Source organism: Vibrio sp. SBT000027, from assembly GCF_963894355.1.
Taxonomy (GTDB): Bacteria; Pseudomonadota; Gammaproteobacteria; order Enterobacterales; family Vibrionaceae; genus Vibrio; species Vibrio splendidus.
Genome location: NZ_CAWQGD010000004.1, coordinates 1,816,988 through 1,833,025, shown reverse-complemented (window position 1 = coordinate 1,833,025; position 16,038 = coordinate 1,816,988). Strand labels below are relative to the sequence as shown.

Annotated in this window: 15 protein-coding genes; 6 read left to right on the top strand and 9 right to left on the bottom strand. The window is 41.6% G+C overall.

What is annotated here, in order from left to right:
• Nucleotides 1-57: 57 nt before the first annotated feature.
• The gene (locus tag AACU28_RS24575; RefSeq protein WP_081228680.1) at nucleotides 58-645 is read left to right on the top strand and encodes a TetR/AcrR family transcriptional regulator; all 588 of its coding nucleotides are present in this window, start codon (nucleotides 58-60) and stop codon (nucleotides 643-645) included.
• Between the two features lie 244 nt (nucleotides 646-889).
• On the opposite strand, the gene AACU28_RS18020 is transcribed toward AACU28_RS24575, so the two are convergent.
• Together AACU28_RS18020 and AACU28_RS18015 are read right to left on the bottom strand one after the other, a co-directional pair.
• Nucleotides 890-2,728 carry a hypothetical protein gene (locus AACU28_RS18020; protein ID WP_121603378.1) on the bottom strand — a complete coding sequence of 613 codons (1,839 nt, stop codon included), beginning with the start codon at nucleotides 2,726-2,728 and terminating at the stop codon, nucleotides 890-892.
• Complete coding sequence (locus AACU28_RS18015) at nucleotides 2,725-5,265, bottom strand: AAA family ATPase (RefSeq protein ID WP_121603377.1); 2,541 nt, start codon at nucleotides 5,263-5,265, stop codon at nucleotides 2,725-2,727. The genes AACU28_RS18020 and AACU28_RS18015 overlap by 4 nt, the downstream gene beginning before the upstream one ends.
• A 324-nt stretch (nucleotides 5,266-5,589) precedes the next feature.
• Here AACU28_RS18015 and AACU28_RS18010 point away from each other — a divergent pair, with 324 nt between their 5' ends.
• Nucleotides 5,590-6,462 (top strand): alpha/beta fold hydrolase, encoded by an 873-nt coding sequence (locus AACU28_RS18010; protein ID WP_121603376.1) that lies wholly within the window; start codon nucleotides 5,590-5,592, stop codon nucleotides 6,460-6,462.
• Nucleotides 6,463-6,996: 534 nt separating this feature from the next.
• Here AACU28_RS18010 and AACU28_RS18005 read toward each other — a convergent pair.
• Together AACU28_RS18005 and AACU28_RS18000 are read right to left on the bottom strand one after the other, a co-directional pair.
• The gene (locus tag AACU28_RS18005; protein ID WP_017077910.1) at nucleotides 6,997-7,314 is read right to left on the bottom strand and encodes a hypothetical protein; all 318 of its coding nucleotides are present in this window, start codon (nucleotides 7,312-7,314) and stop codon (nucleotides 6,997-6,999) included.
• Nucleotides 7,304-7,702 (bottom strand): hypothetical protein, encoded by a 399-nt coding sequence (locus tag AACU28_RS18000; RefSeq protein ID WP_017077911.1) that lies wholly within the window; start codon nucleotides 7,700-7,702, stop codon nucleotides 7,304-7,306. The genes AACU28_RS18005 and AACU28_RS18000 overlap by 11 nt, the downstream gene beginning before the upstream one ends.
• A gap of 685 nt (nucleotides 7,703-8,387) precedes the next feature.
• On the opposite strand from AACU28_RS18000, the gene AACU28_RS17995 reads away from it, so the two are divergent.
• Entirely contained in the window at nucleotides 8,388-9,314 is a 927-nt protein-coding gene (locus AACU28_RS17995; RefSeq protein WP_029222488.1) for a hypothetical protein, read from the top strand.
• A 116-nt stretch (nucleotides 9,315-9,430) separates the two neighbouring features.
• On the opposite strand, the gene AACU28_RS17990 is transcribed toward AACU28_RS17995, so the two are convergent.
• Nucleotides 9,431-10,939: a DUF3360 domain-containing protein gene (locus tag AACU28_RS17990; RefSeq protein ID WP_004734780.1), complete on the bottom strand. Its 1,509-nt coding sequence runs from the start codon at nucleotides 10,937-10,939 to the stop codon at nucleotides 9,431-9,433.
• A gap of 508 nt (nucleotides 10,940-11,447) precedes the next feature.
• Here AACU28_RS17990 and AACU28_RS17985 point away from each other — a divergent pair.
• The 3 genes from AACU28_RS17985 (at nucleotide 11,448) to AACU28_RS17975 (ending at nucleotide 13,125) form a co-directional block, all read left to right on the top strand.
• On the top strand, nucleotides 11,448-11,786 hold the full coding sequence (locus tag AACU28_RS17985) for a hypothetical protein (RefSeq protein ID WP_004734781.1): 339 nt from the start codon (nucleotides 11,448-11,450) through the stop codon (nucleotides 11,784-11,786).
• 82 nt (nucleotides 11,787-11,868) lie between these two features.
• Nucleotides 11,869-12,741 (top strand): patatin-like phospholipase family protein, encoded by an 873-nt coding sequence (locus AACU28_RS17980; protein WP_121603375.1) that lies wholly within the window; start codon nucleotides 11,869-11,871, stop codon nucleotides 12,739-12,741.
• 15 nt (nucleotides 12,742-12,756) lie between these two features.
• Nucleotides 12,757-13,125, top strand: coding sequence for a hypothetical protein (locus AACU28_RS17975; RefSeq protein ID WP_102494816.1), 369 nt, complete (start codon nucleotides 12,757-12,759; stop codon nucleotides 13,123-13,125).
• Between the two features lie 102 nt (nucleotides 13,126-13,227).
• Here the strand turns inward: AACU28_RS17975 and folM are convergent, their stop codons facing one another.
• The 4 genes from folM to folK form a co-directional block, all read right to left on the bottom strand.
• A complete protein-coding gene (folM, locus tag AACU28_RS17970) occupies nucleotides 13,228-13,944 on the bottom strand; it encodes a dihydromonapterin reductase (RefSeq protein WP_121603374.1) in 717 nt (238 codons plus the stop codon).
• Nucleotides 13,941-14,579 (bottom strand): GTP cyclohydrolase I FolE, encoded by a 639-nt coding sequence (gene folE, locus AACU28_RS17965; RefSeq protein WP_004734785.1) that lies wholly within the window; start codon nucleotides 14,577-14,579, stop codon nucleotides 13,941-13,943. The genes folM and folE overlap by 4 nt, the downstream gene beginning before the upstream one ends.
• Nucleotides 14,580-14,596: 17 nt before the next feature.
• On the bottom strand, nucleotides 14,597-14,968 hold the full coding sequence (gene folX / locus AACU28_RS17960) for a dihydroneopterin triphosphate 2'-epimerase (RefSeq protein WP_004734786.1): 372 nt from the start codon (nucleotides 14,966-14,968) through the stop codon (nucleotides 14,597-14,599).
• Nucleotides 14,969-15,140: 172 nt separating this feature from the next.
• The gene (gene folK, locus AACU28_RS17955) at nucleotides 15,141-15,638 is read right to left on the bottom strand and encodes a 2-amino-4-hydroxy-6-hydroxymethyldihydropteridine diphosphokinase (protein ID WP_121603373.1); all 498 of its coding nucleotides are present in this window, start codon (nucleotides 15,636-15,638) and stop codon (nucleotides 15,141-15,143) included.
• Nucleotides 15,639-16,038 lie beyond the last annotated feature (400 nt).

Here is a 16,038-nt window from a genome sequence, read left to right as displayed (position 1 = left end):
TCATCTGGTCAAATTTATGAAATGAAAGTAAGATAGACTTCATAACTTGGAGGGCCTATGACAACTAATGGATTTCAGCGCCGAGCAGAACAAAAGAAAGACCAGATTATTAGCACAGCTAAAACTCTGTTCTTTAGCAAAGGTCCTGCCAGCACGAGTATTGCTGAACTCGCTAAAGAAGCTAAAGTTTCACAAGTGAGTATTTATAACTATTTTGGCTCGAAAGAGGCACTGGTTGAATTGGTGGTGACTCAATATTTAAACCAATCCTTTGAATCGGTAGAGGCAATTCTTGAATTAGAGTCTTCCTTTCAAGACAAGCTCAAACAATTTTTTGCTCTAGGTGATGGAGAGGGAAACGAAGTCAATAAGAACGCTTTAAAGCATTTTGATTGGCAAGGTGGCGCTCTTATGAAAATTTATGAGCGGTTTGTTCAAGAAAGACAAATCCCATTTTTACTTGCTCTTGTTAAGCAAGGGCAGCACGAAGGTGAGGTTGCCGTTCATTTGCAGCCAGAAGCGATTGTAGATTTTATGAACGCCAATATGACTATCTATAAAGACCCAGACTTCTTGAAAAAGGGGCATCAATACATGGAAAGTGTAGGGCATCTATTTTTTTACGGCATTTTAGGGAAAAAGTAGCTTAAACCAATCGCACTTAGCCTACAGTCTGTAGAGCGCACACTAGAAGATGCAGACATCGCTGGTTCAGTAGACGCTATCGTAGCTTCAATCTCAGAGAAATTCGGCGCAGCACTTCGCGACTAATCTCTTCTGATAGATAGAAAAACCAAAGGCCTCGCATTGCGAGGCCTTTTTTGTTTGACCGAATATTTAGAATTAATAATCTAAATTTCTTTACCAACGGTCACCAAAGAATCCATATCTATAATTCGTTCGTGACAATCTTCGCTTCTTCATCCATTACTTCTATAAATGACGATAAATGGTCGTCCAAAAGTTTGGCTTCTGTTGGTTTAACAAGTATCGCACTAGATTGGGGTAACAATGGATATTCACCGTCAAGACAATGTTGACGAGCTACTGTTCTTACCGATTTCCCATTACGAGAGTGTGGGAATAACAAAAGTAATAAATTCACTGGTGAAACCCCTAGACGGCCATTTGAATTCACTTGGTGAATATTCAATAAGTATTTTCGGGTTAGAGCGCCGATATCGTATTGCTTAACTGTTGATGCATCTTTGTATTTTGAATCTAAGATGATTGTTGCTGGTTTCCCCCATTTCTTTGATTGAATTTTTAGAACAAAATCAGGGCAAAAATGATGTGAACCATATTTGCTTCTTTTTGAGTTGCTTGTATCAACTAGATCCCCTATAGAGCTATTTTTCGAGAATGGATAAATTTTAGGCTCATAGAATAGTTCCACCGAAAACAATCTACTATCGAACTTAAAATAGTTATTTACTTCTCCTCGAGGGCGTTCTTTTTGAATTCCCCCGAATGGATGATATTCAGCATGCTCTCGATAAGAAAGCTTAGTTAATTCGACGCAAAAACATTTTTTTATAGACTCATGGAGTAGTAACAATGAAGACGTTTCGTATACGATAGATAAGTTCTTTAGACCCAAGAGTAAGCTCGCACCTTCAAAACTTGGAGATGGCGCTTTATAACACTTCTCAATCAGTTCGAAAGTGTTTCTATAATGCGGGTGTCTAGCAACATATGATGTGACTCTTGGCTGAATCCCTGGAACCAAACTAGCAGGTAGCTTTGATTTGAAAACCCTTTTAAGTTGCTCAATAGACATCATTAAAGAGTCTATTTGATTGACTTTATGAGTAAGTGCCATTTGCGTAAATTTACTCATAGTATGATCAAATCTTACAAACTCAAGGTCTACAACATCATCATGGTTTAGGCTTTCAATATCATATTGTTCTTTAATTTCGAGAAGTAACAGCAACATGTTATGTAAAAAAGTATGGAGTACTTGATTCTCATAAACGTCCCATTCTTTTATGATACTTTCCTTTGGCAACTCATCTAGGCGATAGCCTCGGTTGTTGTATACCAAATTTGCTTCACTAACACTTGCAGGTGACAGTTTATCTAGATTATTTAGTACCCAATGTATAGAGTCTGGACCTGTCGGCTGTCCTCGCTCTGTCATCTCCATTTCCGGTTTCCAAATGTATTTATGCTCTCGCATAAATGTTGGTAAGGATTCTGAAAGGTATGCAATAGCACTTTGAATGATATCTAAGCGAGTAAAATTAAAGCTCTGAGAGTCATCGAAACCTACAGACACTTTGCTTCGAGAGAAGCAGATAGATATCGCATCATCTAACTTTGACGTTATGTGATTTAACATTTCACTTGCGAGTTCTGCGTTAGCTCGTCTTGCTAGAATGTTTATAGTATGACTAGAGTGTGTATTTGATTTATGTTCAAAATATAAGCTAACTTCACTCTCTCCAAAGAAATTATAAAAATAACGAGACGAGTGAGATTCTACAGAGTCAATAGAATTAAATACTCTATATCCAGCATTGTAGTGACTGAACTTGAACTCAACTGGTATATCTGAAATAACAACATAAGGCACCCCAAGTTTACTAAACTCAGAGTCCTCAATTGATACAGAAAACCTAACATTGCTGGTCTCTCGTATACTTATTTGATTTTCTTGAGGTGAAGTAAGGTCATGTCGGACCTCACTCGCCTCGTAAAAAACATCGAGACACCACTCAATCATAAGTTAAAGCCGTATGTGAACATGTTCTGATTACCGTTGCCAATAATTCTATTTAGCATTTTGTGTGAAATTTCCATTTCGTCAGGAATACATGATTTGAGCTGCTCTAGTCGTCGGCCGAAATTTTTTCCATAGCCATTTAGAAGAGGGATGACATGTTGGCTTACGGCATAGTCCAAAGCTGCAAATCTACTATCAATGTACATTGATGAGGTGACGTTATGGTATGCCCTAATAGCCTTAACCTTTCGGAATGAAATATTTACAACGGCGCCAAATTCAACATTGTCGTCCCTGAGTGTATCGATAATCTCTTTGAGAGTTCGTTCAATCTCTTGAGGCAAAGCAAGAGATTTAGGTGCAAATGCTTCTATAAACGTTTTACCTGAGATTGGAACGATATCCAATTCTTCTAAACTCACTGGTGCACTTAATGATAAATCATAGTCAGGTTCAATTTCATCGAAGCTAATAATAGCCGCTCTATCTAGCATCCTTGGAGTTAAAGACTGTACCGACTCATCATGGTTGATTGTGCCTAAAAAGCGCAAATAATCCGGGACCTCCAAGTATGGTGCTTCTTGATCTCCAGTCGCGATGGCTCTCTTAGATTCTGGGTCTGACATTTCTAAGAAAGGGCTGAAATAGTGCTCAGGTTGACTTAAGTTGAACTCATCAAGTAAACAAATAGCGGGCGCTCCATTTCCGCCTTTTTTAGATTCTTTATTTAATTGAGTTAAAAGCTCATAAAGCCCTGTTGCTGCTGGGTTGAATGAACAAGAAAGAGCGTTGTAAAAACCTAAAACATCTTTGGAGCTAGTCCATCCTCTGGCTACAGGGATATTTAACAGTCGGTTTTGCAACCCCAAACTTGTGCCCAACATTTTAGCTAGAGATGTTTTCCCTGTTCCTGGGCGACCGGAGAATAACGTAAATTGTGATTGTGCTAGGGTAGTCAGTATATTAGTAACGGTATTATAGTCCGTTTTTCGACCTAATTTATTCAATGCATCAAGTGTGCGGTCGATAAGATCTTCACGAATGTCGTCTAAGTTATCAGACTTGGTTGGCTGAATTGGAGTACTGTAGCTAACGGACTCTGATTTCTTTCTTGGAGCAATTCCTGATAAAGCATCAACATCAGGTTTTAGTTTTAGTAATCTAGCCGTTAAGTTTTCATTAGTGTCTTTCAGCTCTTTCTGGACTTCGACCACTTGCTTTTTCATGTCATCTAAACGTTCTTTTGCTCGGTCTTTATCACGATCCAAGCCTTTTATTTCGTCCTCTATCGCTTCCATTGTATTAAACTTACTGTATTTTCTTTGAAGATCAGCTAGTTCTGAATAGAGGTGATCTAATTCTTCTTTCTTTGCTTGAATATCGGCTTCGAACTGAGCTTGATGTTCTTGAGTTAAAGCTTGTAAAGTTTCGTTCGACTCGCTGTTTTGAACTGCGTTTAATTCAACTTGCTCTCGTTCTCTTTGTAGTTTACGAATTTCTGATTCTATAAGTTCTTTTCTCGACTTTAAGTCTTCGATTTCAACATGTTTATCCTCATATTCTTTGTGCAGTGTCTCAAGGAAAGATTGCCTCTCGCCTTTGAAGAAGTCATCACGGTTAACACTAATGTAGTTCTCTACGATTTCTTTTCCTGAATTCATAGTTAAGAAACTATCGATAAGCTCTTTACGGTTGCCTTCCCAAGAGTTTGATTGCTCTAGTGCTTCGAATAAACGCTTAAAACGGTCTGGAAATCTTCTTTGGTCGATACTGGAAGCGAAAGATTTTCTAATTTGTGTGATGGTCCCTTTGTTGAAACTACGGATGTCAGAGTTTTGCGCTATCTTAGCGCCATACGTGGAGATGATTTGATCGTCTGATATGAAATCAATTAACTCAGCAGAATCAAAGCATCTTTTGATATTTCCAAGTAATACTGGTTGGTAAGCTTTTTCATAAAGTGAGCTTATGTATTGTGGGGAAGAAACCTTACCAATGTGAAATGAGGGTATTGTTGTATTTATTGGTGTTGTAATAGCTTTTACTTGATAGCGCTGGTTCCCGTCTGGGGTCTCACTGTCATTGGTATATTCAAAGGGACCATAGATATAATCTTCATTTCTAAATAAGATTGATTTAGTTAATGGCTTAGAAGCAAGAACTATAGTCGGTTCAGTAACGTTAGGTAGAGGCTGTTCGAAGACTTGGCAGCAGGATAGACCTTTAATGTCGATACATGATTCTAATCGTGTTACGTATCGACAGTCGCCATCCCTACGTTCAAAGGAGGTTTCTATGCAAGAAGCTTCAAAAAGCTTCTCGCCAAACTTTTCTTTCAACTCTGAGAACCTCCCAGTAACAAACACTTTTTCGGTTTCACAAAACATCTCAGTGCTATTGATTGGGGTAATTTCACTTGGAGAGATAATTTCAAAAAATGCTCTTAACTTACCTACATCGCTATCAGAGTTACCATAGCCTCTTTCAATCGCACATATAACTCGTCTTTCATTCTGTTGCTGTCGGTGCTTGTCCATTTCAGTCTCTACGTATTGGTGTCTGTTTATAGGAAGTCATTTTATTCAATATAATCAAATGCAAATATGCCCAAAATCAATAAATATGAGTGTTAGGTCATAGTGCGTTCACTAAACGCGAGGTGTCACATTTATTTAGTTATTCAACATGTGTTCGTGTCTAGGGGGGCAACGATGTTCTTACTCACTGAACTCTATAAAGGTTATCGAATTATCTATTCTTAAACTTATCCTTGACCCGTCTACAACTTCACACTTTATAGTGACTATATTGATTGAGAGGGGCGCTTTCTGTGTTCCCTTTAAAGTAAGTAGAGAGACACTATGAAACGCTTAATTTTAAACATCACACTCTTGGTATTCATGGCGCTTGGTAGCATGAATACCATGGCTCATGATTCAACGGTTAAGTACGGTATTACGATATCTCACGATGGTGAGCAAATAGCGTATGGCAAAAGCGGGAGTGGGGATACAGCACTTATCTTTATTCACGGTTGGAGCTTAGACAGCAGGCTGTGGCAAAACCAAGTGAGTGAGTTTTCAAAGCAGTACCAAGTCATCACCATGGACTTAGCAGGGCACGGTAACTCATCGTTCAACCGCGAAGAGTACACCATGGTTGCATTCGCTCAAGACATCAAAGCGGTAATTAAGAAAGAGCAACTCGAGTCCGTCATCTTAGTCGGTCATTCGATGGCGGGTGGTGTGATTGCAGAAGCCGCTAAACTGATGCCGAAAAGAGTGAAGGGCATTATTGGTGTCGACACATCGCAAAACGTCGCACTAGCCGTTTCACAAAGCGACTTAGATGCAATGACCAAACCTTTTGAAGCAGACTTTCAAGCGGGCATTACTACGTTCGTGAAAGACTCGTTACCAAAAGACGTAGACGCAGATTTACTTTACTGGGTAACACAAGACATGGCATCAGCACAGCCAGCTATCGCGATAAACCAGTTCCGCCATTATCTAGGCCAATACGTGACTGGCGAAGCCCACCGCGTGTATGAGAACGTGAGCGTGCCAGTGATATTGGTCAATGCTCGTCTATGGCCAACCGATTCAGAAGCGAACAAGAAACACATCAAGGATTACAGCATTTACTACATTGAAGGTTCAGGCCACTTCCCAATGCTAGAGCAACCTGAGCAGTTCAACACAACGTTGATGAAAGCGGTTAAGTCAGTGAAGTAGGGCAGTTGTACGTGAGAATAGGCTGATAATCCCCTCCTAACCTCCCCTTGGTTTACATCTCCAACCTTTTGTTGGTAATGGGAAAGGGGAGGAACTGAATACCGATCACTACATGTGCTGCTGTATGTTCAGCGACAAAGAATGTTCTCCCCCTCATTCTTATATCTCAAGAGATCGGCTCACTCCATTCGAGGGGGAGCTAGAGGGGGAGGCTTTGGTCTACTAGAACCATTCCACAATGTTTATGAAAGCGGTTAAGTCAGTCAAGTATGGCAGTTGTAGTCATTCTATAGATAAAACTAAGGCCTCGCGGATTGCGAGGCCTTTTTGTAAGTAAGGAGTAAATTAGTCACTTGAATTTGAAGTGAACTGAGTCAATGCTATCTGTTAATCGATTGAATCTTTGAAACAACTTTTATGTATTTTTAATAAATGTTAAGCGCTAACTTTCTATAAGTAAGTTGGATGTGAAAGTATTAAATATCTAAAAGAGAGAAACTACGAGTTGTAAGTTACAATCACGAAAACTATCAGTTAATCGTTTATTAGATGAATAGATTTTATAATGGCAGCATTGGTAGCTTGCTCGTTATTTTTCTCCTCTATAGTTCCTGTTCCTTCTGTATTTCCGGCTACCACTACATTTTCTGTTTCTTCTTCGGTTCCAGTTTCATCAATACTTCCTGTTTGCTCTTCGGTTACTGTTTCTTCTTCTATTCCAGATTCCACTGTAGTCTCAGTTTCCCCAACATCTTGGACACTTTGATTCTCAGAGTCGCCACCACCACACCCTGAAATTAATAAGCTGCTGCAGAATAAGCTAAAAAAAAACCTATTAACTTTATTCGTCATTCGAAGAGTCCTTGCGAACCAATGACATGCTGTGAACCCAGGTTTGATTGACATAGGCACCATAATCTAAACAACCGGTTAGAGGTGTTCTCATAACAATTTTAAGGGGTAATCCTGTAGCTAGAGATATTTCTGCCATACTCAAATAAGCTTTACAGTTATTTTCATAGCCCCCATCCATATCGCTCGCTATTTTGCTAAAACTTTTCGCTCCTCTATCCCCACATATTTCTATACCAACTTTCCCATTTTTATAAGCTTTAGTGAACACTCGGACATATTTGTACCTACTGCTGACTTCGACTTCGTCAATAACTCCTGTACAAGTTAATGCCGATGCGTTGAAGCTCATTGCTAATATTGAAAGTGAAACTATTTTTCTTACCATGTTTAGTAACTCATACTTATGCGTGTGTTTTTAGAAGCCATCTGTTTGCCGTAATAATCAGGCAGTATGATTAATTAGGCTGATAATGTTAGTAGGATTTTGTTGTTTTATTTATGAATTGACAAGGTAATTAATCAGGTTTTTATAAATTCATATCCTAACTTGTTAGATTGATCACGCGAATGTATCTAATGTTATTTATATCACTTTCTTCTTTAAATTTACTTAATTATCAATAATGAACCTGTGGTACAAGAAATACACAAGTCATGCTCTTCTGAAAAATAGATTAGCTAATTAAATGAACACTATTAAGATTATTTAATCTTCAGTATTAATTAGATATTTCATCGAACATTGATGAATGCGGTTAAGTCAGTGAAGTAGGCGCCGTAGTTGTTAAAGGATGGATGTAATCATTCTATAGATAAAACTAAGGCCTCGCGTGTGTGAGGCCTTTTTGTTCGTTGGAGGTTTTGCTAGCTACATTCATTTCAATTTGCGAGTAATGATCGCATCGTTCACTCGTTTATGGTCCTTAAACGAGTACCTCATAGTTATATAAATGCTCTATCAACCACCTCTAGATACGTCATTAGCGCTGCTGTTCTTGGTAAGGGCTGACCGAACTTAGGGGTGCTTTCTAGAGACAATCACTTTAACTATGAGTTTAGGACGTCCTGCTATGGCTAAGAAAATAATATTCATTCATGGTCGCGCTCAAAAGCCCGATAAAGCTCCCCTTCAAGCACTCTGGTACGAGGCCATAGAACATGGCTTGCAGCGAGATTGTGGAGGCTCAAGTTCATTACAAGCCTTTAAAGATGTAGATAAACGGTTTGTCTATTACGGTGAACTATCGAACACATTGTTAGAGAAACCAACGGAAGACCCTGCAAGTCGACAACAAGCGCTGTCTGAACTCAAAAAGTACAAGACAAGCCAGTTCAATAAAACAACGTATAACAAGGTATCTAAAATTGGTTTTCTAAAAGAGGCGCTAGCAGATACCTTTTCATCGCTATTTGGAAAGCTGGGTGTGGCTGAGACACTTATAACGAAGGTCGCGCCGGATATGGCGCATTATTGGTATGAAGATACCTATTTTGGCAGCGATGTTAGGCATCGGCTAATGGTTGAACTGAAGGAAGCGCTTGATAATCAGGATGACGTGATGATTGTATCGCATAGCCTTGGGTCGATGATCAGTTATGACGTGTTGTGGAAGTTGTCTCATTACGGAGAGTATAGACACGACTATGGTGCGGACAAGAAGGTCAACTTATGGCTGACGCTCGGGTCGCCGTTAGGAGATGAAAACGTAAAAGACAGGCTAAAAGGGAGCCGTTTAAAAGATGAGAAGAAGTATCCTTTAAACATTCAGCAATGGATAAACATATCGGCAGAAGATGATTTTATCTCTCATGACAACAAAATTAGAAATGACTTTAAAGATATGCTCAAACTGGGTCTGATCCCCGGTGGAATGAAAGATATCCACCCGATTTACAACCTCAATATTCGCAACGGGAAAAGCAATCCGCATGCTTCCATCGGTTATCTCATTAATCCTAAATTCATCACAGTATTGGATGAATGGCTCTCGAGTTGATTTGGTTTACCATCGGCAATTACTTCGGTGATCGTTCGTTGAAACTTAGACAAAACTAAGGCCTCGCGATTGCGAGGCCTTTTAGTGTTCCGACCAAAACTAAATATTAATCGAGCTTAACGAAAGCTTGGGATAATCGCTGGAATTCCCGGTAGAAGGCCAACCAACGCCATCACACCACTTAGCACAATAAACATAGTGCCAGGCAACACCCAGCGGCTCATTTTACTGAGTTCACTACTACGTTCTTTACAACCGACTAAGCCTAAGTTGTCCAACAGCATGGTGAGAGCCCAGCCAAATGCAGGGTTAACGAGCGCTGAAGAAAATACAACAATCGCTGCCGATTGGGTGGTTTTCCCTTCACGCGTCATTTCCATTCCAGCTTCTAGCAACGGAACAAATACCCCAACAATCAGCGCCACACACAGTACAGGTTGCCAGATAGCTAAATCCATCGGGTAACCCCAAACTGCGGCGATGATACAGAACAGAGCCGTGAGCAGCGCGCCAGCAGGAATAGGGCGTTTAGCAATCGCCGCCGGTACGATGTAAGTACCCCATGAAGAAGTAAAGTTAGTACCACCGAGCAGAGAACCGAACGTTTGACGAATTGAAGCCGTGGTCATGGTGTCGTCGATGTTCATGTGTACTTTTTCGGTACGCTCTGGGTAGCTGATCTTTTGGAATACTTGATGCCCTAAGAAATCTGGAGACCACATAGCGACAGCCAAAATTGCAAACGGCAATACCACCATGAAGTGCTCAATCGTTGGTAGGCCTAACATCCAACCTGTATCTTCTCCCCACCAATACATAGGGTTCATGTTAGGTAAGCCTGGCTCAGTGTGGAAAGCGAATGGGGCACCCATGGCAAATGCAATCGTACCGCCTAGCAAGCAGCTAAGAGGTACAGCTAGCCAACGCTTACGGAAATGTTCCAATAATGCGTACAAAATAATGGTGCAAAAGATCACGACAAAAGCAATGTGGCTCATGCCAATTCCCTCAGCCCAAGCGAACAGCTTTTTCACTTGAGAAGCGGTTCCAACAAAGCCGAGGTAGAGCAACAAGCCGCCACATACGCCTTTACTGGTGAGGTTAGCCAACATGCTGCCACCTTTACTGATGGCTAAGATGAGGCCAAAAGCGCCGATCAATAACCCAAACGCCATAGGGTGTCCGCCTGCTGCAACCACAATTGGAATTAACGGGATGAGTGGACCGTGTGTACCTGCGAGGTTCGCGGTCGGCAACAGGAATCCAGAGAAAATAATAATGAAAACAGAGGCGATGAGGAGTTCATAACGAACGTTTTCTAGAATGAAGTCTTCATTTAATCCGAGAGCCCCAGCAAAGGTGGCTGCAATAGCGCCCACCATAACCACTTTACCAATGGTCGCCGCCATCGCTGGGATGGTGTCTTCTATCTCAAATCGATAATCTTTAAACGGCAAATTTGGACGCCAGCGCTTAGGCGACATGATTTGCAATTCGTGTTCTAGATACTGTTCTCGGGAATCAAATTCCGATCTTGGTTTATGTTGTTGTTCATAGGTGAGTTCATCCTCATTGGCTTGAGGCTTCTCTGTTTGTATATGTGCGGACTCTAAAGTAGTGCTCATTTTGATTCCTTTCGTTCACACTCTGAGGTGTGTTATTCCAACAAACGTTGTTGACTCACGGCATGAGGTGTAAACAATGCGTCAACTTATAATTAAAAATTCATTAACATTTAGTTGTTAGTACCTTATACCAAACCAAAAAAAACAAATAGACTCAGTCGGTTAGACATTAGTCGTAGAGTCGGACGACTAGTATTAGACCCTGTAGATAGTATGTGTCTGTTTATTGGTAGGCTCTTAATTTCAGGAATAACAAAGTCACTTTCAACAACAAATGGTTCGACTCTAAAGGCCCAGAAAAAAGTCCAACGACTTACGTTTGGCTGCATGCTTGGTTGCGTTGTGGTGTGATTTGATAGTGACATCTGGTCCAGTTTTATGTTGGATATATTGGGTAATAAGCAGGGGTAGGGATTGCCTCTAGTAGCTCAATTTCTCCTACGTTTGGCCCCTGATAGTGTTAGAATCTCCGCATCAGAATTATCGAGAAACTAGGTATTTATAAACAATGTTTATCCATCACGTAAACGGCATCGACTGGCTGGTGATTACAGCTTTTGAAGAACTGAAACCGATGTTTATTGAAGATGCTGGTCCCATCCCTGCTTACTTCTCTACCACCAGTGAATTGAGCCTGATTGATCAAGCCAAGCGCAGCTATGGATTTTTGCCTAAACTCCGCGGTGTGATCACTGATACTGGCACGTATCAAAGTGAAAACCTTGAAGAAGATTTGAACCCACAGCTAGCGTGTATAGTGGAAGGGCGTGGTCGGGTGTTTATCTATCACGGCGACTATGTGGCTTTTGTGGATGACGAGCAAACCTTCATTACCCGTATGGACTGAGAGTGACTCAGTGAGTTGAGATCTGTGAATTGGTAAATCGGCGAGTTAGCACCCTAGAATTAAAAACTAAAGGATTAATACGATGGCAAAAACGATCTCATTGGTACTTGGCAGTGGTGGCGCAAGAGGCTTGGTTCATGTTGGAATCATCCGTTGGCTCATTGAGCATGGCTATCAGATAAAATCTATCTCTGGTTGTTCAATTGGCGCACTTATCGGTGGTGTTTACGCTGCGGGTAAGTTGGATGAATTTGAAGAGTGGGTCACCAGTATCGACCAATCGGATATGGCGATGATGTTGGACTTTTCATGGCAATCGAGTGGTATCTTCAAAGGGGACAAGATCATCGACACACTGCGTGGACTGATCGGCGAGATTTCAATTGAAGATCTGCCTATCCCTTATACCGCTGTTGCCGCCAACGTCGCCGATGAAAAAGAAGTTTGGCTGCAATCAGGCTCTCTGTTTGATGCCATTCGCGCTTCTATCTCTTTGCCATTGTTCTTCACACCTCATGTTATTAATGGCGAAGAGCTGATTGATGGCGGTGTACTTAACCCTGTACCGATTGCGCCTACCTTTGGTGATAAGACAGACTTTACTCTGGCAGTGAACTTAGGCGGCGAACCTGAAATGCTCCAGCAGGAAGTGACACCGGTTTCGCTACCAACAAAAGAGAGTAACCTGCATGAGAAGGTTGTTCACTTTATCGATAACCTCGGTAGCAGTGTAAAAAGTAAAATGAGCTTCAATTTTGCTGCCTACGACATTGCCAACCAAGCGTTTGATGCGATGCAATCGACCATTGCTCGCCAGAAACTGGCCGCTTATCCCGCCGATATTACGCTTGAGATCCCACGTAATGCTTGTGGCACCTTAGAGTTCGATCGCTCACAAGAGATGATAGACAGAGGCTACCATTTGGCACAGGCTAAACTGGGTAACCGGCTTTAATGTATTTTCAGCTGAATGAGGGTATTTATGGAAACTGAACTAAAAGAGCTTGAACTCCACGAGCTTATGGCAACAAAAGATGTCATCGTGCTCACCAGTTTAGAAGAGCCTGCGGTATCTTGGCTGATAGATTGCTATCAAGAGAATACTGATATCCAGATTATCGAGAACGCACATCAACTCGATACTGAAGCTGTTTTAGCGCAATGTCGAAACAGCCTGAGTGAAAGTAAAAAGGTCATACTTACCGCGCAGTTTCGCAGCCAACTGCCTATCATCAATATCGCTTCACTGTGTAACGAGAAGCGCAAGTCATTGACCAATATTGAGTTATCCGGCTGGGACGAAGAAAAACGCCTTCCTCACTCTTTTAGCAGTTTTTAGGTCATAGTAGCTTCTAGCTTCTAGCTTCTAGCGGTTTCTTGGTAACAGCAGTAATTAGTCTTTAGCGTTTCTATGTTGACGTAAGCCCACATGATATGGACTTCACTTCAAATGCCTGCCGCCATCAAGGTGTAAGGTTCGTCCTGTCATGTAGTGACTGGCCAACACAAACTTGATGCCATCTATTATTTCCTCAAAGCCCGCTTCTGTCGGGATCAGAGCTTTTTTCAGAGCTTTGGTTTTGTATGCGTCATCGTCATGTTCATTGAACTTAATCATGGCTGGAGAGAGGGTATTTACTTTTACCTTGGGAGCTAACATTGCTGAAAACGATAGCGTCAGGTTGTTGAGTGCAGCTTTACTGGCCGCGTAAGCGATGTGTTTTTTACTGCCTTTTTCAGCAACGTAATCACTGATGTGGATGATGTCTGACGTTTTATCGCCAGACATCAGTTGGTCTTTGAGCGTTAAATTGAACAGATAAGGCACGGTGGCGTGAATCGTCATCATCTGATGCATGATTTGTGATGCATTTTCACTGGGATCGTTTTTGTTCTCAGGCTTCCAGTCTGAAGCGTTATGTATGATGGCTCGAAGTGTCTTATATTCTTGACCAACGTAATGAAGAAAGCCCTCTAGGCTGCTTTGTTGATAAAAGTCTACCTGCTGCAAGTCGGCTCCACTATCGCGCAACAGTTGCAGTTGAGGGTAGTCGCTGCGGTAGGTGCCAACTACTTTGTATCCATCCGCTAAAAGTTGCTGCGCCAGTGCGAAGCCGAGTCGCTTTCCCACGCCGGTTATTAGTATCGTTTCACTCATCGTAAAAACTCAGCTCTGGTTTGAGGGTTAGTTTTGAAAATACCACCGAGCGCGGTTGTTGAGGTTTCAGAGTTTGCATCCATGACGCCTCTGGATTTAACGCAATAGTGAGTGGCTTTAATTGTCACGGCCACATTTTCTGTTTCGACTAGAGTCTGTATCGCGACCAGGATTTGCTGAGTAAGGCGTTCTTGCACTTGAGGACGCTGAGCAAAAAATCGAACAATACGGTTGATTTTAGACAGCCCAAGAATCTTGTTTTCAGGGATATAGGCCACTTCTGCTAAACCATCGATGGTAATGAAGTGATGTTCGCACGTCGACGTTAAATCTATGTTCGACACCTTGACCATTTCATCAACCGACATTTTGTTTTCTATCACACTGATTTTTGGGAAGTTATCGTAATCGAGCCCTGAAAAGATCTCGTGAACGTACATTTTTGCAATGCGATGAGGTGTTTCAGCAAGGCTGTCATCGGTTAAATCTAGTCCAAGCGTACTGACAACTTCCGTCAAAAGTCCTTTAATGCGGTTGTACTTCTGGTTAGGATTCATTTCGCTCGGTGTCATTGGGGTTTCAAGTCCTTTTGCGAGCAAAGCTTCTCTTACTTTTTCGGCTTCTGTATTCAGCATGACTCTCTCCTTATGAGTTAATTTTCGAGCTCTGCTTCATAGCTAAGCGTGAGTGAAACGGAGTCGGCAAAACGTAGGGCATGAGGCTTATCAATTCTCACTTGAGCGTATCGTACCCATGGGTGATCGATACAAATGCCGAGTACGTCGCTGGTTAACTTTTCTAAAAGCAGAAATCTTCCGGATTCGACATGTTGAATGATCTTCTTGCAGATGTTTTTGTAGTTGAGTGCGTTCTCCACATCATCTGAGAGGCAAAGGTTGTTAGCGGGGTAGTGGATCTCTGCATTGATAACGATGTCTTGCTGCTTAGACTTTTCTTCTTCGTTGAAGCCGATGAAGGTTCTTAGTCTGAGATTTGTAATGGTGATAATGGCGTTGTGATTCATAACAGTGTCCAACCCTTAGAGAGTAAAGTCAGGTACGTGCTTGTTTTAAGAAAAGATCAGTAAAGCTCACGTGATTAAGAGTTCGGTTGTTCCTTTCGCAGCTGTTCCTTTCGCAGTTGTTCCTTTCGCAATTGTTCCTGTTGCAGCCGTTCTTTTTTCAGTCATGTAAAGGCTAAGTGAAACTGAGTTTGAAAGGGATGGGTTTGGTTTTCTGACTTAATTGATCGAAGCTTTCCCAGAGCTGCTGAAATGAGATGTCTAGAGTGGGGTGACGTTCTTGCGCAGCAATATCGACTAACGGCCTGAGCACAAAAGCGTACTCGGTGATTTCGCCTCTAGGCAGCTCTACGCCATCGATAACGCCCACTTGATTACCATAAAGAAGGATGTCGATATCCATTGTGCGTGAAGCATAGGCTTTGGTCTGACGCTTGCGATCGTTCTCTGATTCGATTTGATGTAGAACCTTAACCAGCTCTGCGACAGGGATGTCACATTCAAACCCAACGACAAGGTTTAAGAAGTTATCCCCTTTAAAACCGACAGGCTCGCAATCGTAGAAATTAGAAATGTGTAGGGGCGCAAAGCGGTCATGCAATGCTTTGAGAGATTCTGTGACGTGATGTTCGCGGTTAATATTGCTTCCGATGCTGACATAGACGGTGGCCATAGTCTTTCCCTCCTTTTAAACAGCCTATACGTCCGACTTGCTATGAAGATCAGCTATGCGTCCTTTTAATGGCAGGACGGCAAAAGAAAAATACGGTTCTGTTACAAGTTTTGCCCGTTTTGAGCCCGACAAAAGGGCACCTGTGAGCTAGAAAGTGCCACGAGTAAAAACTCAGCCGATGAAGGTATTGGACAAAAATGTGTGTGGGAAAATTGAATATGATCGGTCATGAATATGATCGGTCATGAATAACTATAGGTATGGAAAGTCGCTTAACGTAGCGTCCAGTATTGATGGTGCCGATCACTGACAAGTATACGGACCTTCATGACAATATGCTTTTTCAAATATTTTAAATCATGCTCTCTAATGCCTATCAATAAAAAAGCCCAAACAAAGG